General features: G+C 59.7%; 21 protein-coding genes and 3 pseudogenes. 16 read left to right on the top strand and 8 right to left on the bottom strand.

What is annotated here, in order from left to right; all coding sequences use genetic code 11:
• Positions 1–6 precede the first annotated feature (6 nt).
• Positions 7–1,002 carry a plasmid replication protein RepC gene (repC, locus tag USDA257_RS31090; RefSeq protein WP_223843484.1) on the bottom strand — a complete coding sequence of 332 codons (996 nt, stop codon included), beginning with the start codon at positions 1,000–1,002 and terminating at the stop codon, positions 7–9.
• Here repC (USDA257_RS31090) and USDA257_RS31085 point away from each other — a divergent pair.
• Positions 980–2,059 (top strand): IS630 family transposase, encoded by a 1,080-nt coding sequence (locus USDA257_RS31085; RefSeq protein WP_037446536.1) that lies wholly within the window; start codon positions 980–982, stop codon positions 2,057–2,059. The two genes, repC (USDA257_RS31090) and USDA257_RS31085, sit on opposite strands and share 23 nt — an antisense overlap.
• Here USDA257_RS31085 and repC (USDA257_RS31080) read toward each other — a convergent pair.
• The 3 genes and pseudogenes from repC (USDA257_RS31080) to repA all read right to left on the bottom strand — a co-directional run.
• Positions 2,057–2,368 (bottom strand): annotated as a pseudogene (gene repC, locus USDA257_RS31080) (plasmid replication protein RepC); the annotation flags it as partial. The gene USDA257_RS31085 and the pseudogene repC (USDA257_RS31080) overlap by 3 nt on opposite strands.
• A 155-nt stretch (positions 2,369–2,523) precedes the next feature.
• Positions 2,524–3,510 (bottom strand): plasmid partitioning protein RepB, encoded by a 987-nt coding sequence (gene repB / locus USDA257_RS31075; protein WP_014857971.1) that lies wholly within the window; start codon positions 3,508–3,510, stop codon positions 2,524–2,526.
• 74 nt (positions 3,511–3,584) lie between these two features.
• Complete coding sequence (gene repA, locus USDA257_RS31070) at positions 3,585–4,772, bottom strand: plasmid partitioning protein RepA (RefSeq protein ID WP_014857970.1); 1,188 nt, start codon at positions 4,770–4,772, stop codon at positions 3,585–3,587.
• A gap of 387 nt (positions 4,773–5,159) precedes the next feature.
• Here repA and traI point away from each other — a divergent pair.
• Positions 5,160–5,838 (top strand): annotated as a pseudogene (traI, locus tag USDA257_RS34800) (acyl-homoserine-lactone synthase TraI).
• 218 nt (positions 5,839–6,056) lie between these two features.
• Here traI and rctA read toward each other — a convergent pair.
• Positions 6,057–6,425: a conjugative transfer repressor RctA gene (rctA, locus tag USDA257_RS31060; RefSeq protein ID WP_014857967.1), complete on the bottom strand. Its 369-nt coding sequence runs from the start codon at positions 6,423–6,425 to the stop codon at positions 6,057–6,059.
• 96 nt (positions 6,426–6,521) lie between these two features.
• Between rctA and USDA257_RS31055 the strand changes: the two genes are divergently transcribed.
• Genes USDA257_RS31055 through virB11 form a run of 13 tightly spaced genes read left to right on the top strand, consistent with a single transcriptional unit; the run spans position 6,522 to position 16,621 of the window.
• Positions 6,522–7,040 carry a hypothetical protein gene (locus tag USDA257_RS31055; RefSeq protein WP_014857966.1) on the top strand — a complete coding sequence of 173 codons (519 nt, stop codon included), beginning with the start codon at positions 6,522–6,524 and terminating at the stop codon, positions 7,038–7,040.
• A 3-nt stretch (positions 7,041–7,043) separates the two neighbouring features.
• The gene (locus USDA257_RS31050; RefSeq protein WP_014857965.1) at positions 7,044–7,715 is read left to right on the top strand and encodes a lytic transglycosylase domain-containing protein; all 672 of its coding nucleotides are present in this window, start codon (positions 7,044–7,046) and stop codon (positions 7,713–7,715) included.
• Positions 7,712–8,011, top strand: coding sequence for a TrbC/VirB2 family protein (locus USDA257_RS31045; RefSeq protein ID WP_014857964.1), 300 nt, complete (start codon positions 7,712–7,714; stop codon positions 8,009–8,011). The genes USDA257_RS31050 and USDA257_RS31045 overlap by 4 nt, the downstream gene beginning before the upstream one ends.
• Positions 8,012–8,015: 4 nt before the next feature.
• Complete coding sequence (locus USDA257_RS31040; RefSeq protein WP_014857963.1) at positions 8,016–8,357, top strand: type IV secretion system protein VirB3; 342 nt, start codon at positions 8,016–8,018, stop codon at positions 8,355–8,357.
• Positions 8,350–10,731 carry a VirB4 family type IV secretion/conjugal transfer ATPase gene (locus USDA257_RS31035; RefSeq protein WP_014857962.1) on the top strand — a complete coding sequence of 794 codons (2,382 nt, stop codon included), beginning with the start codon at positions 8,350–8,352 and terminating at the stop codon, positions 10,729–10,731. The genes USDA257_RS31040 and USDA257_RS31035 overlap by 8 nt, the downstream gene beginning before the upstream one ends.
• Positions 10,731–11,429, top strand: coding sequence for a P-type DNA transfer protein VirB5 (virB5, locus tag USDA257_RS31030; protein WP_014857961.1), 699 nt, complete (start codon positions 10,731–10,733; stop codon positions 11,427–11,429). Before USDA257_RS31035 ends, virB5 begins: the two co-directional genes overlap by 1 nt.
• Positions 11,426–11,656 carry an EexN family lipoprotein gene (locus USDA257_RS31025; protein ID WP_014857960.1) on the top strand — a complete coding sequence of 77 codons (231 nt, stop codon included), beginning with the start codon at positions 11,426–11,428 and terminating at the stop codon, positions 11,654–11,656. The genes virB5 and USDA257_RS31025 overlap by 4 nt, the downstream gene beginning before the upstream one ends.
• Positions 11,657–11,661: 5 nt before the next feature.
• A complete protein-coding gene (locus USDA257_RS31020; RefSeq protein ID WP_014857959.1) occupies positions 11,662–12,597 on the top strand; it encodes a type IV secretion system protein in 936 nt (311 codons plus the stop codon).
• Positions 12,598–12,633: 36 nt separating this feature from the next.
• A complete protein-coding gene (locus USDA257_RS31015; RefSeq protein WP_014857958.1) occupies positions 12,634–12,909 on the top strand; it encodes a hypothetical protein in 276 nt (91 codons plus the stop codon).
• A 4-nt stretch (positions 12,910–12,913) separates the two neighbouring features.
• Positions 12,914–13,585 (top strand): virB8 family protein, encoded by a 672-nt coding sequence (locus USDA257_RS31010; protein WP_014857957.1) that lies wholly within the window; start codon positions 12,914–12,916, stop codon positions 13,583–13,585.
• Positions 13,585–14,439, top strand: coding sequence for a P-type conjugative transfer protein VirB9 (gene virB9, locus USDA257_RS31005; protein ID WP_014857956.1), 855 nt, complete (start codon positions 13,585–13,587; stop codon positions 14,437–14,439). The genes USDA257_RS31010 and virB9 overlap by 1 nt, the downstream gene beginning before the upstream one ends.
• Before the next feature lie 9 nt (positions 14,440–14,448).
• Entirely contained in the window at positions 14,449–15,621 is a 1,173-nt protein-coding gene (virB10, locus tag USDA257_RS31000; protein WP_037457198.1) for a type IV secretion system protein VirB10, read from the top strand.
• A 10-nt stretch (positions 15,622–15,631) separates the two neighbouring features.
• Entirely contained in the window at positions 15,632–16,621 is a 990-nt protein-coding gene (gene virB11 / locus USDA257_RS30995) for a P-type DNA transfer ATPase VirB11 (RefSeq protein ID WP_014857954.1), read from the top strand.
• A 480-nt stretch (positions 16,622–17,101) separates the two neighbouring features.
• On the opposite strand, the pseudogene USDA257_RS38140 reads toward virB11, so the two are convergent.
• The 3 genes and pseudogenes from USDA257_RS38140 to USDA257_RS30980 all read right to left on the bottom strand — a co-directional run.
• A pseudogene (locus tag USDA257_RS38140) lies at positions 17,102–17,278 on the bottom strand (methionine adenosyltransferase); the annotation flags it as partial.
• Between the two features lie 62 nt (positions 17,279–17,340).
• Entirely contained in the window at positions 17,341–18,939 is a 1,599-nt protein-coding gene (locus USDA257_RS30985) for an ABC1 kinase family protein (RefSeq protein ID WP_014857952.1), read from the bottom strand.
• 8 nt (positions 18,940–18,947) lie between these two features.
• A complete protein-coding gene (locus USDA257_RS30980; protein WP_014857951.1) occupies positions 18,948–19,142 on the bottom strand; it encodes a hypothetical protein in 195 nt (64 codons plus the stop codon).
• Positions 19,143–19,477: 335 nt separating this feature from the next.
• Between USDA257_RS30980 and USDA257_RS30975 the strand changes: the two genes are divergently transcribed.
• Positions 19,478–20,134 (top strand): CBS domain-containing protein, encoded by a 657-nt coding sequence (locus USDA257_RS30975; RefSeq protein WP_014857948.1) that lies wholly within the window; start codon positions 19,478–19,480, stop codon positions 20,132–20,134.
• Positions 20,135–20,312 lie beyond the last annotated feature (178 nt).

Below are 20,312 nucleotides of genomic sequence, written 5' to 3'. Positions count from 1 at the left end.
CGATGATCATGAGGCCCTCTGCATTCCCGCCCCGTTCGCCCTTAGAAGCGCCATGAGCACGGGCCCCAACGAAAACTCGCCCCGCGCCGCCTTACGCGTCAGATCTCGGAGATATCCGCCGGGCGACTTGATGTGCCCTTCCCGCTCGAGGATACAGGCGATCGCTGCGGCGGCATTGTCGGGCCCCATGACCTCGCAGGCCTCCTGGTAGGCCGACGGGCTGACCCCCAGCATCGACCGGACGACGACCGCGGCGGCCATCATGTCGCGCCAGTTGCTGATCGTGCCGCCTGGTCCGTACATCGTAATTTCGGGGCAGGCCCGCAGTATCATGCCAAGTGGGAAATTCCGGATCGGCTCCCGCTTGGGCGGATCATCATCCGCCGGCTTCGCCCCCTGCTCTTTTCCAGAGCTAGGTTCAAATTCATGGATGGAGTCGGATTTTGAATTCTGTATGTGGCGCTCACCATGAGCATCATTGGTGCTGATATTTTCGTCTTTATTCTGCATTTCCAGGATGTTGACGACCTCCCCCTGCAGGAGCTCCATCTCGTCCAGGATTGACGTGACGTCGCCCAGCGTCGGAGAGCGCGGAATCCTGCTCACGAGGCCTATGTAGATCTCCTCAATGGTCTCCCAGTCGCCCGACGCGCCTTCCTCGATCGCAGCGGAAATGAGCTTTCGGACGTCACGGCGGCAAATCGTCAGACTTTCCTTGGCTCGGCGCAAGGCCGCTCGATCGGCCGCGACCTGCTGCGCCATCTGTGCGAACTCTTCGGCACGCAAAAGGAGTGGTGAAATATCGAAGCCAAATGCACTTTCGATCTCACCTGTCCTGTCCTTTCTAGCGTAGCGCTTGCCGTTGGCACTATCCTTCCGGACGATCAGACCTGCCTCGACAAGAATGGCTAGTGGTATCCGCCTAACATAAGAGTCCGTATGGGATTCCCTTTGGCGAGTGCGTATGCGAGTGTGGCGCATGCGCACAGGAATAGCCTTCACCGTTTCGCCGACCGATCGCCAACGCCTGAGAGCCCTCATCAGTGATCGCAATGCGCCGCAGAAGCACGTCTGGCGCGCCGAGATCATCCTGCTGAGTGCCGATGGCGTCGGCACCGTCGAGATCATGCGACAGACCGGCAAGTCGAAGACCTGCGTGTGGCGCTGGCAGGAGCGCTTCGCCACGGAAGGCTTCGAGGGTCTCTTGCGCGACAAGACGCGCCCCTCGCGCATTGCGCCGCTCGGGCCGGAGATCGGCGAGCAGGTGGTGGCGCTTTCGCTTGCCGACCCGCCGGGCGAGACGACGCACTGGACTGCCGACATGATGGCGGCCGAGGTGGGCGTCAGCGCCAGCGCGGTGCGCCGCATCTGGAAGGCGCACGGTCTCCAGCCCCACCGCTGGCGGGCCTTCAAGCTCTCCAACGACCCGCAGTTCGTCGCCAAGCTCAAAGACGTTGTCGGCCTCTACGTCGACCCGCCGGCCCATGCCATCGTGCTGTCGGTCGACGAGAAGAGCCAGATCCAGGCGCTCGACCGCACCCAGCCCGGCCTGCCCCTGAAGAAGGGCCGGCTCGGCACCATGACCCACGACTACAAGCGGCATGGCACGACCACGTTGTTTGCCGCCCTCAACGTGCTCGACGGCACCGTCATCGGCAGGAACATGCAGCGTCACAGGCATCAGGAGTTCATCCGTTTTCTCAACGCCATCAACGCCCAAGTGCCGGCCGACAAGGCGATCCACGTCATCCTCGACAACTATGCCGCCCACAAGCATCCCAAGGTGCGCGCCTGGCTCGACCGCCATCAGCGCTTTACCTTCCACTTCACGCCGACGTCCTGCTCGTGGCTCAACGCCGTCGAGGGCTTCTTCGCCAAACTGTCGAAGCGTCGCCTCAAGCGCGGCGTCTTTCATTCGGTCGTTGACCTCCAGGCCGCCATCAACCGCTTCCTTACAGAGCACAACCAACAACCCAAGCCCTTCACCTGGACCGCCGATCCCGACAAAATCATCGCTGCCGTCAAACGGGGGCACCAAGTGTTAGATTCCATCCACTAGGTGCCTTCGAAGCGTGGCGCCGGCTATGCCATGCGCACGGAGTGTCAGCTGGGCATTCGATGGAAAGACAATCAACTGCGCATCCTGGCGAAGCTCGTTGTCAGGATAGAAGGTAAGCAACGCGTCAAGCACTGCAAGGCTGCGGTCCTGTAATCCGAGCACTTCCCGTGCTTCTGATACATCCCGAAAAACTTTCCACTTGTCAGCCGATTTGCCGGGCTTGATCTCGGTCGTCGCAATCTGTCGCCGTACCAAGGCAAGCGTCATCGGCCGCCGCCCGAAGGGCGTCGTCACATTCCCACTCTGCATTTTTCTTCACCTTCTAAGAGGCAAAAGAAATCCGCCCGCCTATCGACGGCTACGACTCTTGACAGTGATTCGTGGAAATGCGATTCTCGATTTGCTCAGAATACGAGAGAGGCTTCCACGACGAGGGTCGATTGGGGGCCTTTTTCTTTTACGGTTTAGTCTCCTTGCACTTTCTCTTCCTTCCTGAATTCCTCGTAGAGGCGCTCCAGGTTTTCAGTGAGAAACCTTCCAAATTTCCCGGCATCCTTCGCCTTCAATGAAAGCGAAAAGCTCTTGCCAGTGTTCTTGAATTCCGCGGACAGGCTCTTGTCCTTCGGCTGCCATGTGGTAGCCGCAACAGCACGTTTTGCGGGCTTCCTTGCTCGCTTGAGTTCATTGAGAACCAGATCGAAGCGGCGATCGGAAGGCGTTTCTGGGAAACTCCCGTCGGCCGTCACTGCAAGTGCGGTAGCCAAGTTTTCAGGCCGCTCGATCAATTGGGCAAGCTCAAGCCATCGATCACGTCCCACACCTTTCGCAGCCCCAATGGCAGATGAGACTTCCACCGGGATCCTGCCGGTGACTGACAGCATTCTCGTCAGCATAGGGGGATCAATTGACAGCGCCAGCTCTATGGTTCGCCGCTCGTAGCCGAGATCCAGGAGCTGTTGGGCGAAAGTAGCGCGTTCGATGAACGACAAGTTTTCGCGCGCCGAATTTTCCTGGCCTTGGGCAACAACGTGGTCGACATCCGCGACCTCTTTAACAACCGCTCTAACTGTTCGATTGAGGAGCTTGGCGGCTCGCACGCGTCGATGTCCAAAGACAATTTGATAACGGCCTTCGTCTACTGGATGGGGCCGCACAAGGACCGGTGTATCCTGCCCCCGCTCCCGGATAGCCTCAACGAGTTCGTTGAACGCTAACTCGTCATCGTCCATGCGGTCAGACACAAACGAGCTGTCGATCTCTTTCGGGTCGAGTTCTACAACCGCCTCGCCCTGCAAGATCTGTTCCGCCTTGGCCGCCTTCTGTGCAAGCTCCCCGAGGGAACTGATCATTGACCGGGAGGCTCCTCGACTTGCGTAACCAGGGGTGGCTTTTCTCTCGGACCTTGCTCCGTCTCCACTGGTTATGTTGGCGAAGACATCCTTACGAGCCATCACGTCCACTCCGATCTTGGCCTAACTCAGTGAAACCATTGGCAAAAAAACCAATGTGTACGGCTGACAATTTTCTACGCATGTCGCCGCCCCCAAGCCTGATGCATCAACTCGATAACCTCCGAATTAACCAGGTCCATCGCCTCGCGCGCTCGGTCATAGGTAGCTGGGGTAAATTGAGAGCGCTCCACTTCGTAGAGCGTCTGTTTTGTTAGTCCGGCGTCCGAAACGGCCGTCGACTTCACCATGTGGTTTTTCATCATCTGCCGAGCAAACATCGACTGCATGAAGCCGACCATCTGCTGCTGCGGAATGTCCATAGGCTCGTACCGGGTAATCAGGTACCGGAACCAATCCAGACTAACCGTTACACCCGCTCCCTCGATGCTCTTCAATATGTCGCCTAGCATAAGCAGGAACTGGGACATCGACATGATGTCCAGCATTTGGGGATGTACAGTTATGAGGACCGACGTGGCAGCCGTCAGCGCGGTAAGTGTCAGGTAGCCGAGCTGGGGAGGGCAGTCCACAACCACCACGTCGTAGCGATCGTCGACCTCGGCCAGCGCGGTGCCTATTCTCGTATAAAACAGCTTGCCTTCAGACGAGTCCTTCCGCTGCATTGCGAGCGGTGTTTCATACTCGTACTCCTGCAATTCCAAATTCGCTGGCACGATGTCGAGGTTTGGGAAGTTTGTGGGCTGTATAATCTCGATGATCGACCTGCGATTGTCATCATATCGAAGGGACTCATAAAACGACGGCTTCTCATCAAGCTCAGGCTGGATTCCATATAAAGCCGTCATTGAGGCTTGTGGATCGAGGTCGACCGCAAGGACACGATAGCCTTTGAGTGCCAAGTGCTGTGCAAGGTGAGCCGATGTCGTCGTCTTTCCCGAACCGCCCTTGAAATTCACAACCGCAATGACTTGAAGCTTTTCGCCCTTGTTGCGGTGGGGGACCCTATCCAGGAGCGACCGCAGCTCGTTCATCTGTTCAGCACTGTAGTATCGACGGCCCGTGGCAGTGACCGTTGGCTCGACACCTTTTCCTTGTAGGTGTAGCTTTTTCAAGTAGCTCTGGGAGACTCCGACGAAATCCGCCACCTCCGCTAGCGAGAATTGACGTAAGGTCTTCTGCGCGTTTGGTGGGAATTTTTCGATTCGAAGCATGTCGAGCTTGCTTGAAATTTCGCCGCCTTGATCCAGAATCGTGTCGGCAAAACTCAGTAATGGCTCTGAAACTGGCTTTGTCACGTTCATTTTTTCAGATGCCCTCAGTCACGATATTTTGCGGAAAATTAGAAATTATCGTCACTGTGCCCCGATTCCCTCCTGCTGACAAGAAAAATAGAGTTAACAAATACTTAACAACCGCACTTGCGAGCGGCGCAGCCCACGGGCTCGAAACCGAATTCTCTTCAACGAAACAAAGGGTTAGGTTGCGGCGCCTTAAAAATGGTCCTTAGTTTGTTCTCCTGTGAATCCTACAGGAGTAGCCCGACCGCGCCTGACGAGACGGCCCGTGCTGCTGGTTTGGGGTTCAACCTTCGCGACTCACCCAACCAAAAACCTTGTCGAAGTCTACAACTGCCCAGCGATTCTGATCCGTGCTCATCTCCGCGACGATTTTCAACGACGAAGACAAGCATGCAGGTTATTGCGATTTCCGCGCACCCAGATCTTCGCGGGAAGCAACTTCTTGAACAGCACCACAGGCGCCGAGCGCGAGTCTTTTCCGATCGGCTAGGCTGGGAGGTGAGCGTTCTCGACGGTGGGGAATCGGATGCTTTCGATGGTCTCCAACCGACCTACATCATCACCGTGTCGGACAGCGGCCATGTGGCAGGATGCGCCAGACTTCTCCCAGCACTTGGCCCGGCCATGACGTCTTTCCCTCGCTTCTTCCGAACGAGGGACTGAAGGCCCATCCCTTTCTGATCGAGAGCTCTCGCTTCTGCGTCGACACGGGTCTCGATGAGGGAAGGGGAGGCGGTATGGTCCATGAGACGACGTTGACGATGTTCGCAGGCATCATCGAATGGTGCATGGCGCATGACTACACCGATATTGTCACCGTGACCGATCTTCGATTCGAGCGAATCCTCGCTCGAGTCGGATGGCCACTGCTGCGATTGGGTGAGCCCAAGAAGATCGGCGTTACGATGGCCGTGGCGGGCACGCTGCCCGCCAATTCGGAGACATTGTGAGGCTTTGCCCTTTCAGTTACCGCTTTGAACTCACCGCTTTTGGCCAGCTGCGAACTCGTGTGAACCCTTTGGTGGCGCATAGCGTCAACCCGGCAGTTGCCGAACGGCTCTCGCGCTGATGAGCGAGCGGCTGATTCGCGGAAGCTCGGATGGAGGATCGCGTCAAACCGGCCGCAAATGTCTTTAGTTGGAAAAGGCGGCGTTCTTCAGCGGGAAACCTAACGCTATGACCTCAAGAAGAACGCTGTGCGTATCGAGAACGACGGTTGCGCCTCGATTCGTAACCTAACGCCTGACAGACCTAGCGACACAGGATGTTCGTGTCAGAAAACCGTCACTACGCTCCTGACTTTCCCTGCTCTGCTCCCAACCTTAAACGGTCGAAAACTTCCGGACAGAACTCAAACTGTCGGGCAGTTCCGCGCCCCATGGAGTTCTTTACGATCGTCTCTGTAAGTATGCCGCGCTCAACGAGTGGATCGATCGATTCCGCCACGGCATTGCGCGTCAATCCGGTGATTTTGACGATATTTGAAAGCGTTAGCTTCTCGTGGCTCTGATGCATCATGTAGAGAACCGTCATCATCCCGAGCTGCTTCAGCCGCGATTGTGGCGTCTCTCCGTCAATCGGTTTGTCGAGAACTTCCTGCAAGGCGTAAGCCGCAAACAGCTGGCTTTGCCAATGTGCGTTGAGTGCGCTTGTCATCTTTTATACTGTCAGTTATATGATCGTAAAACGAGTCGCGAAGTGGCAAAACTTGCTGGCCTCTGCGCGCAATCGCGTCGGTGAAGGGTGGTGGTCATGAACAAGTCTCTCGTGCAGGCAGCCGTCGCTGCAGCCAGCTTAGCGTCATTCTATCTTGTTTTCGACGGCAAAGCGCGCGCGGATGAGTGGGGATGCCAGGTTATCCTGTGCCTTTCCAATCCCGGCGGTCCGACGCAGTATGCGGAGTGCCGGCCGCCGATTCATAAGCTCTGGCGCGCGCTTGCAAAAGGACACTCTTTCCCCACCTGCAGCGGCGTTGGGTTCCGCGCCTCGCGCCCCGGATACGAGCCCTATTACTGCAACGACGGCTACCGCCTGACAACGCGCTATGGTGATCGCGGGCTTGAGGCGAGCTGCATCTCGACCGGGCCACAGACTGTCTCAACTGATGAATGCTATTCCAACAATGATCGGATCACCTCGGCAACGTGGCGGCGGAGCGAAGGCCGCAGAGAGTGCCAACGCTATGTGACGACGCGGCCGAACGTCCGCCCGCAGCCTCATTACATCGACGTGACCATCGACGGCGTCGGCAAACAAAGAGTGTGGTACTGAGCCATGCCTGTTGCTTTCCTCGATCTGGCGCAAACTTGCGCACCCGTAGTTGCGGCCGAGACACTCGCCGGCGTCGTCAGCCTTGAAAGCCAATTCGAGCCCTTCGCCATCAGGATCAACAGCGGCGTTCCGCTCTCGGAGCAGCCCACTACCAAGGCGGAGGCGATCGAGATTGCCACGTCGCTGGCGGCCGAGCGGCAGGACATCCAGCTCGGTCTCGGCGGCATCGGCACAGAAGAACTCGGGAAGCTGAAGCTCTCGATCTCCGACTCCTTCGATCCCTGCCTCAACCTTCAGGCTACCGCGACACTGCTCGACGGATATTACCGGCTCGCAATGAAGGCCGGCGCGGATCCGAACCAAGCCGAACAGGTGATGCTGCAATCCTACTACGGACGGGACGATCCCTCCGTCGGCGCCATGGTCCAGTACGACGAGCAGGTCCGCCAGGAAGTGAAGCGGCTCGGCACAACCCTCGCGGCTCTCATGATCGGAGATGGCGGGCAGGGGAGGGGGATCACCGAAGAGAGCCCTGTCGATGTGGCGGTGGAGAAGGCGAGGGACGACCGGTCTGCCGACGAGGCGGCATCGGCGGCGTCCTGGGATGTTTTCAATTCGCGACGGCAATCTTCCGTCCTCGTGTTTCAGAACAGTCAAATGGAGCAGAGTGAATGACCTTCAGTTCCCGTATCCGCCCGATCGCCGCCTCGACCCTGATGGCCGTCGCCATGGTGGTCAGTCTGGTCGAACCGGCGTTCGCGCAAGCCGCCGGCATCGAGACCGTGCTGCAGAACATCGTCGACATGTTGACCGGCAACATCGCCAAGCTGCTGGCTGTGATCGCGGTGATCGTGATCTGCATTGCCTGGATGTTCGGCTACATGGATCTGAGACGGGCAGGGTTCTGGATCATCGGCATCGGCGGCATCTTCGGCGCCACCGAACTCGTCAACACCATCGTCGGAAGCTGACGCCATGGCGAACGCACGGCCGGCGCTCGAGGAAGACACGCTGTTCATTGCTTGCACCCGCCCGGCGATGATCGCCGGCGTGACGATGGAAGCGATGGGCATGAACGTCATGCTGACGACCATCCTTTACATCGTCGCCGGCTCGATCGCTTACGCGCTCGTCGGCGTCGTCTTCCACCTGGTGTTCCGCGCGCTCGTCAAACACGACCACAACATGTTTCGCATCTTACTGGCCTGGGTGGAGACACGCGGCCGGTCCCGCAACAGCGCCTATTGGGGCGGGGCAACGCTTGCACCGCTGAAGCTCGCCCGCAAATACGACGAAAGGGACCTCGGACTTGCCTAGCCTGACCACACTCAGATCTCGCGAACTCGGTCCGGAGACCTTCATCCCCTATGTCCGCCACGTCGACGAGTCGACGATCGCGCTCGATTCCCGGGCGCTGATGGTGATGATCGCGCTCGAAGGCGTCTCCTTCGAGACCGCGGATGTTCTCGACCTGAATGCCCTCCATCGCGACCTCAACACGCTCTACCGAAACATCGCCGACGAGCGTCTTGCCTTATGGACGCATCTCATCCGCCGTCGCGACAACAGCTATCCGGAAGGCACGTTCACTACGCCGTTCTCGGCGGCGCTCAACGACAAGTATCGCGCGCGAATGGTGGGCGAGGACCTGTTTCGCAACGACCTCTATCTGACCATCCTCTGGTCACCGGCACGCGATCCGGCAGACAAGGCGGCAAAGCTGCTGTCGCGCCTGCGCCGAGCCCGTCGCGCAGGGGCGGAACTCGACGAGGAGGCCCTCAAGCACCTTCGCGACAAGGTCGTCGATGTCACGGCGGCTTTGAAACGCTTCGAGCCCCGCGTGCTGTCCCTCTACGAGCATGACGGCCTGTTGTTCTCGGAGCCGAGCGAAGTGCTGCATCAGTTCGTCGGCGGACGACGCGAGCCGATCCCCCTGACCGAGGGCCGCATTGCGTCGGCGATCTACTCGGATCGTGTCATCGTCGGCCGCGAGACGGTCGAGATCCGCCCCGAAGCAGAAAGCCGCTATGCCGGCATGCTGAGTTTCAAGGAATATCCGGCCCGCACCAGGACCGGCATGCTCGACGGCGTGCTCACCAGTCCTTTCGAACTGATCCTGGCGCAATCCTTCTCCTTCGTCTCGAAGGCGGACGCCCGTGTCATCATGGGCCGCAAGCAGAACCAGATGGTCAGCAGCGGCGACAAGGCGGCCTCGCAGATCGAGGAGCTTGATGGGGCGATGGACGATCTGGAGTCCAACCGGTTCGTGCTCGGCGAGCACCACCTGACGCTTTCCGTCTTCGCCCCATCGGTGAAGGAACTGACCGACAACCTCGCCAAGGCACGCGCCAGCCTGACCAGTGGCGGCGCAGTCGTCGCGCGCGAGGATCTTGGCCTTGAGGCGGCCTGGTGGGCGCAGCTGCCGGGGAACTTCCGCTATCGCGCCCGGTCCGGCGCGATCACCTCCCGGAACTTCGCTGCCTTGTCGCCCTTCCACTCCTATCCGATCGGCCAGAAGGACGCCAACGAGTGGGGGCCCGCCGTCGCCCTGCTCAAGACGGCGTCCGGGTCACCGTACTACTTCAATTTCCATTACGGCGATCTCGGCAACACCTTCGTCTGCGGACCGTCGGGCGCCGGCAAGACCGTGCTCCTCAACTTCATGCTATCGCAACTCGAGAAGCACGACCCGCATGTAGTGTTCTTCGACAAGGACAGGGGGGCGGACCTCTACGTGCGCGCCGCCGGCGGCACCTATCTGCCCCTCAAGAACGGCATTCCGACCGGATGCGCCCCCTTAAAGGCGCTCGAACTGACGCCGGAGAACAAGGTGTTCCTGACGCGCTGGGTCGGCAAGCTCGTCGGCTCAACCACGCGGGAACTGAGCGTGACCGAACTCCGCGACATCGCCGCCGCAATCGACGGCCTTGCCGATCTGCCGGTCGAGCGTCGGACGATCGGCGCGCTCAGGACCTTTCTCAACAACACCGATCCGGAAGGGATCGCGGCAAGGCTGCGGCGGTGGGAGAGGGGAGGGCCACTCGGTTGGGTCTTTGACAACGTCATCGAGGATATCGGCTTCGGCGAATTCGGCATCGGCGGCAAGTTCGTCGGCTACGACATGACCGACTTCCTCGACAACGAGGAAATCCGGACCCCGCTGATGGCCTACCTCTTCCATCGCGTCGAGCAATTGATCGACGGCCGGCGGATCATCATCGTGATCGATGAGTTCTGGAAGGCGCTCCAGGACGAGGGGTTCCGGGACCTCGCCCAGAACAAGCTTAAGACCATTCGAAAGCAGAACGGACTCATGCTCTTTGCCACGCAGAGTCCACGGGATGCGATTGTTTCGCCGATCGCTCACACCATCATCGAGCAATGCCCGACGCAGATATTCCTGCCGAACTCCCGCGGCAATCATGCCGACTATGTCGATGGCTTCAAGCTGACGGAGCGCGAATACGAGCTGGTCGCGCGCGAGCTCTCGGTCGAGAGCCGGCGGTTCGTGTTGAAGCAGGGACATAACAGCGTCGTCGCCGAGCTAGACCTCAAGGGCTTCGACGACGAACTCGCCATCCTCTCCGGCCGAACCGCCAACGTCGAACTTGCCGATGCGATCCGTGCCGAGGTCGGCAACGATGCCAAGGATTGGCTTCCGATTTTCCAGCAGAGAAGGAGTGCAAGTTGATGGCTTCCTATCGACTTCATTGTGCTTCGATTGCCTCCGTGCTCATCCTTTCCGCCAGCGGTGCGGCAGGGCAGGGGATCCCGGTGATCGACCAGACGGCGATCGCCAAGCACATTGAGACGATCGCTGAGCTCAAGTCGCAACTCGATGCGCTCAATCAGCAGATCGAGCAGGCACAGCAGCTCTACGGTTCGCTCAACAAGCTCACCGACATGGCAGATGTTGCCAGCGTCTTGAACGATCCGGCCATTCGCAAAGCGCTGCCGGCGGACTTCAGCGCCATCGAGGGCCTGTTCAAGGCCAACGGTACGGGCGTCTTCGCTGACTCAGCCTCAAAATTCCTCGAAGGTAATACGACCTATCGAACCAACGCCGACGACTTCTACGCGCAGGAGCTTTCGCGCATCCAGAACAAGAACGCCGGTCAGATGAGCCTCGGCCAACAGATTTATGATGCCGCGACCAAGCGTATCGACGGCATCGACCAGCTGCGCGAGAAGATATCGACGGCAGGCGACGCCAAGGATATCGCCGACCTGCAGGCTCGGCTTCAGGCCGAACAGGCCTTCCTTCAGACCGATGTGTTGCGGATGGAAGGCTTGCGCATGGTGCAGCAGGCGCAGGTTCAGGTCGATGAACAGCGCAAGGCCGAGGACTGGCGCCAGCGCATGGATGCGATCAAGGCGGCCCTGCAATGAGAAGATCGCTGCTTCTTCTGACGATGTTTGGCCTGGCCGCCTGCTCGGAGCAGGAGCGGACCTACACGGTTGAAGAACTGGTGGCGGACGAAGCGCTGCTTTCCAGCATCGTCACGAAGTGCCGCAACAATCCAGGAGAGCTCCGCGATACCGCGACTTGCCAAAACGCGGAAAGCGCCGACGGCAAGCTGCGGCTCCAGCGCATGCGGCAATCGTTGGGAGGTTGATGCCCATGTATGAGGTGTTCGCCTTCGTCGACGAGCAGTTCAAGACACCGCTGGAGAACTTCATCTCCACCGGAACGTCGAACATCTCCGAGTGGGTCTCAGGCCCTCTGACGGCAGCGGTGACCCTCTATATCGTGCTCTACGGCTATCTCGTTCTTCGCGGCTCGGTCCAGGAACCGATCCTCGACTTTGCATTTCGGGCGATCAAGCTCGCCATCATCGTCATGCTGGTGAAGAACGCCGGCGAGTACCAGACCTATGTCACCAACATCTTCTTCGATGTGCTTCCGCGCGAGGTGTCCCAGGCGCTGAACAGCGGCACGGCGCCGAGCGCATCGACCTTCGACAGCCTGCTCGACAAGGGACAGGCCTCAGCCACCGATATCTGGTCACGTGCCTCCTGGCCGGTCGATATCGTCACCGGCGTTGGCGGCATGATGGTGATCGGCGCGAGCTTCATCGTCGCCGCAATCGGCTACATCGTTTCGCTTTACGCGCGTCTGGCGCTTGCCATCGTGCTCGCGATCGGCCCGATTTTCGTGGCGCTCGCAATGTTCCAGTCGACGCGACGCTTCACCGAGGCCTGGATCGGCCAGCTTGCGAACTTCGTGATCCTTCAGGTTCTCGTCGTCGCCGTCGGCTCCCTGCTGATCACTTGCATCGACACCACCTTCACGGCGATCGAGGGATATAGCGACGTGCTGATGCGGCCGATCGCGCTTTGCGCCATCTGCCTCGCCGCTCTCTATGTCTTCTATCAGCTTCCCAACATCGCCTCGGCGCTTGCCGCCGGCGGGGCGTCGTTGACCTACGGCTACGGCGCCGCACGCGACGCCCACGAAAGCACGCTCGCCTGGGCGGCGTCCCATACCGTCCGTGCGGCCGGACGTGGCGCCCGAGCCGTTGGTCGAACCTTCACCTCGAAAGGCTCCGGATCATGACGCTTTTCGCACGAACAAGAAAAAGGCTCTCCAGGAATGATCAGAACATTTCCGCTGCTCTGCATGGCGGCCGCCTTAAGCGGCTGCGCATCGCTGACCTATCCGCTCCCGAAATGCGACGGCTATTCGCGCCGTCCTCTCAATCGTTCGATGTGGCAGTGGGAAGACAATAGCAACCTCAAACAGAAACAGTCCGATGCGCGACCGGCGGCGTCTCAGTCCGTCGCCACCGCGTATGTCGACGAGGGCAAGGAACCTCCCACCTTTGCCCATCTCGACATCGACGCATCCTATCGTCCTTGTGAGGGTTGACGCGATGGTCTCCGGAGATGAACTCAAGACATATTTCGAGAAGGCGCGACGCTTCGATCAGGACCGCATGATCCAGGTCGAACGCTCGGCGCGCATCGCCTGGTCCGTTGCCACCGTAGCCGGCATTCTTGCCGGTGCTTCGATCTTCGCCGTCGCCGGCCTCACGCCGCTGAAAACGGTGGAACCGTTTGTCGTGCGGGTCGACAATTCAACGGGCATCGTCGATGTCGTCTCGGCGCTGACATCGACGGCCGGCACTTACGACGAAGCCGTCACCAAATACTTCGCCGCGAAATACGTCCGGGGCCGCGAAGGCTATGTCTGGAGCGAGGCGGAGGAAAATTTCCGCACCGTCGCCTTGTTGTCGACGCAGCCGGAGCAGGCTCGGTTTTCGGCCTTCTATCGCGGCAGCAATCCGGAGTCGCCGCAGAACACCTATGGGCGCGGCGCCACCGCGCGGATCAGCATTGCCTCGATCTCGCTGATCAATCCGAATGTCGTATCCGTCCGATTTATGCGCACGATCACCCGCGGGGAAGAAGTCCGGACAACCCATTGGGTTGCGACGCTCACCTTCTCCTATGTGAACGCGCCGATGTCATCGACGGATCGGCTGGTGAACCCTCTCGGTTTTGCGGTCAGCGAATACCGGGCCGATCCGGAGGCCATCAACTGATGCGGACTATTTTCATCTGCACTCTCCTCCTTACGGTCTCCGCCTCCACGGCGCCTGCCCTCGAAATTCCGCGCGGCGCGTCGCAGGACAACCGTATCCGTTTCGTCGACTACCAGCCCTACAACATCACCCGCATCATCGGTTCGCTGCGCTCCTCGGTGCAGGTCGAGTTCGCGGCCGACGAGGAGGTCGCGCATGTCGCGCTTGGCAACAGTGTCGCCTGGGAGGTCGCACCGGTGGGCAACATCCTGTTTCTCAAACCGCGGGAAAATCAGCCGGTCACCAATATCTCCGTCGTGACCACCCGCCGTGACGGATCGACCCGCAGCTACCAGATGGAATTGACGGTGCGGGATGGCAAGGTGGAGGTCGGCCAAAACACCTACTTCTACGTCAAGTACCGCTATCCCGCCGACGACGCCGAGCGCCGGCGCCAGGCGGCGGCGGCGCGAGCGATCGCCGCGGGGGCGAAGGAGGCCGACAATGTGCTGGCGATCCACGAGGCTTATGGCCCTCGGAACTGGCGTTACTCCGCGCAAGGGGCGCAGGCACTGGAGCCACAATCGGTCTACGACAATGGCAAGGTCACGACCTTTGCCTTCGTTGGCAACCAGGAAATGCCGGCCATCTACATCGAGAACTCGGACGGCAGCGAGAGCCAGGTTCCGAAGTCTGTCGACGGCAACCTGGTTCTCGTCCACGCGATCAGCCGCAAGTTCATCCTGCGCAGGGGAGGGGACGTGCTCTGCGTCTTCAACGAGGCCTACGACCGCGTCGGCATCAATCCGGACACCAATACGACCTCGCCGTCGGTCGAGCGGGTTGTGAAGACCGACGCCAGCGCGGCGCAATAGGAGGCTGTCATAGTTCAGAAAGACGAAAGCCGGATACCCGGCGAGCGGGCCGAAACGGTTGCCGGCAGGAGGATCGACAACAATCCCGTCCTGAAGCGCGGCGCGGTTGCGGCTGCCGTCGTCGCCTTTGTCGGCTTCGCCCTATGGTCGATGAGCGGGGAAGGGAAACGGCAGGACAATGCCCAGCCGGAGCGGGTGGTCATCCGCCAAACGACGAACTTCGAACCGGCCAAGGAGAAAATGGAACCCGTTCAGCCAGTGCCGGAAGTGAAGCTACCAACCCCCATCGTGACCGAGGAGGTCAAGGAGGAAGATCCACTGCTCGACTCGGCGCGGCGGGCGCCCGTCATGGCCTATAGCGGCGGACAGAAAAACGCGACATTGCACCGTGACACCGAAAATCCTCCCATTTCGGCGGACAGCAATTTCGTGCCGTTCGATGGAAGCATGATGGGCCCGAATACGGCCAATGTCGATGAACAGAGGTTCAACGGGTTGCTACGACCGACCAGGCTTGAGGGCTCGCGCGCCGGCACGCTCGGCAACCGGAATTTCATCGTTGCGATGGGAACCTCGATACCCTGCGTCCTGGAAACGGCACTAGCGTCGGATCAGCCCGGCTTCACCAGCTGCGTTATCAACCGGGATGTCCTCTCGGATAATGGCCGGGTCGTGCTGATGGAAAAAGGCACTCAAGTTCTCGGCGAGTACCGCGGCGGCCTCCAGCGAGGACAGAAGCGCCTCTTCGTGCTCTGGAACCGCGCGAAAACCCCGAATGGCGTCATCGTCCCATTGGCCTCGCCGGCGACGGATGCGCTCGGCCGCGCCGGCGTAGACGGCTATGTCGACACGCATTGGTGGGAGCGGTTCGGAAGTGCGCTTCTCCTTTCCATCGTTGGCGACGCCACGAGTTATGCGAACAGTCGGCTGCAGGACAGCGACGTCGACGCGCAGAACACGACGAGCGCCGGCCAGCAGGCCGCGGCGATCGCTGTCGAGCAATCGATCAACATCCCGCCGACGCTCAACAAACATCAGGGTGAACTCGTCTCGATCTTCGTGGCGCGCGATCTCGACTTTTCCGGTGTTTATAGATTGCGGGCGACCGAGCCGAGGAACAAGGTCCTCGACCGGGCGGTGCTCGGCGACTTCGGCCCGCGATCAACGCTCGTGACGAAGTAGGGTAAGGGCGATGACCGAAGGTTCCGACGCGACGGTCGTTCGTGAACTGCTCTCTCCGTTCGCGCCGTTCCTCGATGACAAGTCGCTCTACGAAGTGATCGTCAATCGGCCCGGGCAGGTGTTGACTGAGGGTGCCGGCGGGTGGCGGACCCATGATCTGCCGGAGCTTTCCTTCGAAAAACTGATGCGCCTTGCCCGAGCCGTGGCCAGTTTTTCCAACCAATCCATCGATGAAACGCGGCCGATCCTGTCGGCGACCCTGCCGGGGGACGAACGAATCCAGATCGTCATTCCACCGGCCACCACGAGAAACACGGTCAGCATCACCATCCGGAAGCCATCCTCGGTCGAATTCACGCTCGACGACTTGGAGCAGAGGGAGTTTTTCTCCGAAACGCGGGCGACCAACGACCGGGCGTCGACGCAGGAACAGAATTTGCTGGCACTATACCGTACCGGTCGCTTCAAGGATTTTCTGCGGGAAGCCGTCATCGCACGGAAAAATATCATCATCTCAGGCGCAACCGGATCGGCCAAGACGACGCTGTCGAAAGCGCTGATCAAACATATTCCGGAGCATGAGCGGATCATTTCGATCGAGGACACCCCCGAGCTGGTTATTCCGCAGCCCAACCACGTGCGCCTGTTCTATTCGAAAGGCGCCCAAGGACTTTCGAGTGCCCGCCCCAAAGAACTACTGGAATCTTGTCTCCGGATGCGGCCAGACCGCATTTTGCTGCAAGAGTTACGTGATGGCACGGCCTTCTACTATGTCCGCAATGTCAACTCCGGCCATCCCGGATCGATAACGACCGTGCATGCCGATTCCGCCAAGCTCGCCTTCCAACAGTTGACGCTGCTTGTGAAGGAATCCGAAGGAGGACGTAACTTGGATCGCGAAGACATCGATCGATTGTTGAGGGTCTCGATCGACGTCATTGTCCAATGCAAGCGAATGGACGGTCGGTTTCGAGCAACAGAAATCTACTTTCGAGCCTGACACATCTTCCGTCGGCGTCAGCAACTACCGCCCACGACCAGAAGACAGCTACGCCTGCGTAGATGATCTTGCGAGATGACGGCGATGGGGTTTTGGTCTGCACCCCGCCTAAAGCTTTGACCGGAAACTCTGCGCCGGAACTGCGTTAAGCAATTGCCCACATTCAGCCGCCATTGCACCGAACGAACCACCTGCATCCAAATTGGGGCCTGCGGTTCGAAGCCACTCAAGGCGACGGACGTTAGGAAGGCAGTCATTCAGCTCGACCTGCGATCTTCGCGTTCTGTCACGGATGGTTACGTTGGGGAAATGCCGCTGTGAACGGCAGTCGCTAGCAATGAAGCAAGATCGGACGCTCCGTCCGCGAGTTCTGGGGATCGCGAAAATCCCAGACGGCCGATCTTTGCCCAAAGGTTCAGAGCGCCTCTGCAGATAAGGGCAGCTTTGTTGAGTCCGTCTATCGCTCGGACGAAAACAGACTTCTACGTTGTGATGGAGAATGCGGCCGAAACGCTGCTGGTAGAGACGGCAGAGATTGCGGGAAAGCGTCTCGGCAAGGGTGTCGCAGATCGTGTCCGGGTGGCCCAGGCCTTTCCGTTCCACGATCTCGACCGGATTATCCACTACGATAAGGTCCGATATCGTCAGCGCAAGCATGGCTGATCTCCTTTCGCCTAAGACCGACGTCACGCATTCTACTGCCGCTTGCCGCCTGGGCTTCAGAGCCTGCCGGAGCGGGCAATCGCGCGCAGAAGGCGAAGCGTGAACCAAAGCGCGAGCGCAAAGGCGACCGCCGCGAATACCGGAACCTCGCCGAAAATACGCGGTCCCGCAGTTTCCATGAGCAGCGCCCCCGACACGAAGAGACCTGAGGCAATGAGGCCGAGCACGAACCGGTTGCTGCTCCTTTCAAGCTTTTCATGCAGGCCCTTGAGTTCGCGCACATGCAGAGTAAGCCCCAGGCCGCTGCCTTCCCGAGCGAGCTGTTGGACCCATGTGCTGAGCATCGACGGCAGGTCGCGCGCAGTGTCCGCTGCATCGAGCCTCAGGCGATTGAGCGTGGTTGCCCAATCGGCCTGCTTCATCGCCGCTTCCAATACGCCAGGGGCCTTGGTCTGCAGGGCTTCCAGAAGCTGAAAATCAGGATCGAGGATGCGGACGGTATGCTCGGCGAGAAACATCGCCCGCATCAGGATAAGGAGGTCCAGCGGGACAAAAACGTTTTGCGCCTGTCCGAGTCGCGTCACGCGCAGGAACGCCTCTGCCAGCGACCAGTCCTTGAGCGGCAGCGCCGCATAGTCGCCGATGATCTCCACCAGGCCGCGGCGAAATTCGCTCCGGTCCAGTTCTCCGCCCAATATGCCGAGATCGATTGCAGCCTCGAGGAGCCAGTCGGCGTCCTGACGAACAAAGGCCATGGCAAAGGCGGCAAGCTTGCGGCGCATGGCCCGGTCAAGAAATCCGACGATTCCGAAATCGTGAAGGCAGATCCGCCCGTCTCCGGTGACGAAGAGATTGCCCGGATGAGGATCGCCGTGAAAGACCCCCAACACGAAAATCTGATGCAGGTAAGCATCGACGAAGATTCCCGCGAGGCGAGGGCCGTCCGATCTCAAGGATGCGTCGTCGATCCGTAAGCCGTGGCTTCGCTCCTGGACGATCACCGTCTCCGAGACCAGATCGTCGACCACGTCCGGAATCTTGAGCGTGGGCCAATCGGCGAAGGCCGTCACGAAGCGCCTGATGCTTCTTGCCTCGCGGCAAAAATCGATCTCCTTTAGGAGGTTAGTCCATATCTCCGTGACGATGCGCAGCGGCTGATAGTGGCGCAGGCGAGAAATGATCACCGCAGCCACGCGCGCCAGCCAGAATAGTGAACGCATGTCCTGATTGATCTGGCGTTTCAGGCCGGGTCGGCGAACCTTGATGATGACGCTCCGCCCGTCCCGAAGGCGAGCGCCGTGCACCTGCGCGACGGACGCCGCAGCAAGCGGTGTCTCCTCGAACTCGGCAAACATCTTGGCTACGGGCCGGCCAAGGCCGCGCTCGATCTCTTGCACGGCGACGCTCGTCGGGAAGGCCGAGACGTGGTCCTGCAATTTCTGCAAGGCGACGACGTAGTCATCTGGCACTATGTCCCGGCGTATGCTGAGCGACTGGCCGAACTTGATAAACGTCGTGCCCAGGCGTTCGAGACTGAGGCGAAATCGTTCGGAGGAGGGCGGACTCGAGGGGAGAAGGCGAAGACCCCGCAGGGCGGTTCCCAGTGCGAACGCCATGGCCACGTAGACGATGTGAAAGATACGGAATATCGGCATCTAACATATCAAACGGTTGCCCGTGCCTCATCTCGTATGCTGATGTTCTCATCTTCGGACGCTGCCGAGGCGTAAGATGTCGTGACCGCGGTCATGAAGGCGATGGCGAGGAGCGTCAGCAGGCATTGCCGCCATACCGACCGATAGTCGCGCGCCAGAACAACTGCGGTCGCTTCGGACCTGCAACCTCTCGAATGCAACATGGCCGTTCTCCTCAAAGATCCGGCTTTGGCGGCGTCGCCTCTGTTATTTCCGCCCCGCGGCATCCGTTTTCGAAAGGCGCGTGAAGCTGCCTATACGGACGGCTGGGCGCGATCGAGTCATGATTGGATTCTCTCCATCTGAGCGGATCGGTCATTGAGCGAGATCAAACCCGCAGCGGCGAATTATGTTTGATAATGCCTCGTCAGGAGGGGTGCGCCGGGACAACGCTGCACGGTGCTGATCTTATCATTACGGCCGCCAATTCTTTGATCGGGATCAATCGCCCGCTGCGCCGGAAGGCGTATGCTGCGAGGCGACATGGGAGTTTGATGCGATGCTGGCCAAAGACATCATGACCAAGAAGGTGCTTTCGGTAAGTCCCGAGCACAGTATAAGCCATGCTGCACTTACTATGCTCGAAAATCGAATAAGCGGACTGCCTGTATGCGACGACGACCGCAAGTTGGTTGGCATTTTGTCGGAGGGCGATTTGTTGCGGCGTGCAGAGCTGGGATCGGCAGCATGGCCGAGCGCCATCCGAGACAAAGCCGAACCGGAGGCCTTCACCAAGACACATAGCTGGCGCGTCGGTGACGTGATGACCCAGCGTGTCGTCACGGTTGATGAAGACGCGCCTCTCGGCCGCATCGGCGCGATAATGGCTGCCAACCAGATCAAGCGGATTCCAGTCATGCGAGCTGAAGAGATGGTCGGCATCATAAGCCGAAGCGACATTCTTCGGGCGATCGCTGCCGCCGTGCCTGATGCGATAGCCGGAGGTGACGAGGCGATGCGGCGTGCCGTCCTGGCGCGGCTTTGTTCCGATCTCGGGCTCGACGGAGGGGCAGTCGAGGTGACTGTCGAGAATGGAACCGTCAGCTTGTGGGGGCAGGTCGAAAGCGAAGCGGAACGCGAGGCGGCCCGAGTGGCTGCCCAGACGATCAGCGGTGCGGGGGGCGTCAGGAACAAGTTGCGTATTATCGCTACCTGAGCGCCTAATCGACGATGCTGCGGGTGTGGTTTTAGCCGGTACTGCCCACCACAGTAAATGGCAATTGCGTCGCCCGGCAGGTCATCCGTCCGCTTGTCATCCGAAGATTTATACTGGGCGAGCCGCCACTCAGGATGATCGAGGTCCGAGTGACCGCGGCAGATGAACCGATCATCTT

The organism is Sinorhizobium fredii USDA 257 (assembly GCF_000265205.3).
Classification (GTDB): Bacteria; Pseudomonadota; Alphaproteobacteria; order Rhizobiales; family Rhizobiaceae; genus Sinorhizobium; species Sinorhizobium fredii_B.
The sequence above is the reverse complement of the archived record's forward strand: the minus strand, read 5'-3'. Positions and strand labels throughout refer to the sequence as shown.

Coding starts and splice junctions, on each gene's coding strand:
- USDA257_RS31050 (WP_014857965.1), top strand. CDS start 7,044: ATGCCTGTTGCTTTCCTCGATCTGGCGCAAACTTGCGCACCCGTAGTT.
- rctA (WP_014857967.1), bottom strand. CDS start 6,425: ATGACAAGCGCACTCAACGCACATTGGCAAAGCCAGCTGTTTGCGGCT.
- USDA257_RS31040 (WP_014857963.1), top strand. CDS start 8,016: ATGGCGAACGCACGGCCGGCGCTCGAGGAAGACACGCTGTTCATTGCT.
- USDA257_RS30975 (WP_014857948.1), top strand. CDS start 19,478: ATGCTGGCCAAAGACATCATGACCAAGAAGGTGCTTTCGGTAAGTCCC.
- virB5 (WP_014857961.1), top strand. CDS start 10,731: ATGGCTTCCTATCGACTTCATTGTGCTTCGATTGCCTCCGTGCTCATC.
- repA (WP_014857970.1), bottom strand. CDS start 4,772: ATGAACGTGACAAAGCCAGTTTCAGAGCCATTACTGAGTTTTGCCGAC.
- USDA257_RS31045 (WP_014857964.1), top strand. CDS start 7,712: ATGACCTTCAGTTCCCGTATCCGCCCGATCGCCGCCTCGACCCTGATG.
- virB9 (WP_014857956.1), top strand. CDS start 13,585: ATGCGGACTATTTTCATCTGCACTCTCCTCCTTACGGTCTCCGCCTCC.
- USDA257_RS31010 (WP_014857957.1), top strand. CDS start 12,914: ATGGTCTCCGGAGATGAACTCAAGACATATTTCGAGAAGGCGCGACGC.
- USDA257_RS31055 (WP_014857966.1), top strand. CDS start 6,522: ATGAACAAGTCTCTCGTGCAGGCAGCCGTCGCTGCAGCCAGCTTAGCG.
- USDA257_RS31085 (WP_037446536.1), top strand. CDS start 980: ATGCGCACAGGAATAGCCTTCACCGTTTCGCCGACCGATCGCCAACGC.
- USDA257_RS30980 (WP_014857951.1), bottom strand. CDS start 19,142: ATGTTGCATTCGAGAGGTTGCAGGTCCGAAGCGACCGCAGTTGTTCTG.
- USDA257_RS31015 (WP_014857958.1), top strand. CDS start 12,634: ATGATCAGAACATTTCCGCTGCTCTGCATGGCGGCCGCCTTAAGCGGC.
- repB (WP_014857971.1), bottom strand. CDS start 3,510: ATGGCTCGTAAGGATGTCTTCGCCAACATAACCAGTGGAGACGGAGCA.
- virB11 (WP_014857954.1), top strand. CDS start 15,632: ATGACCGAAGGTTCCGACGCGACGGTCGTTCGTGAACTGCTCTCTCCG.
- USDA257_RS31020 (WP_014857959.1), top strand. CDS start 11,662: ATGTATGAGGTGTTCGCCTTCGTCGACGAGCAGTTCAAGACACCGCTG.
- USDA257_RS30985 (WP_014857952.1), bottom strand. CDS start 18,939: ATGCCGATATTCCGTATCTTTCACATCGTCTACGTGGCCATGGCGTTC.
- USDA257_RS31025 (WP_014857960.1), top strand. CDS start 11,426: ATGAGAAGATCGCTGCTTCTTCTGACGATGTTTGGCCTGGCCGCCTGC.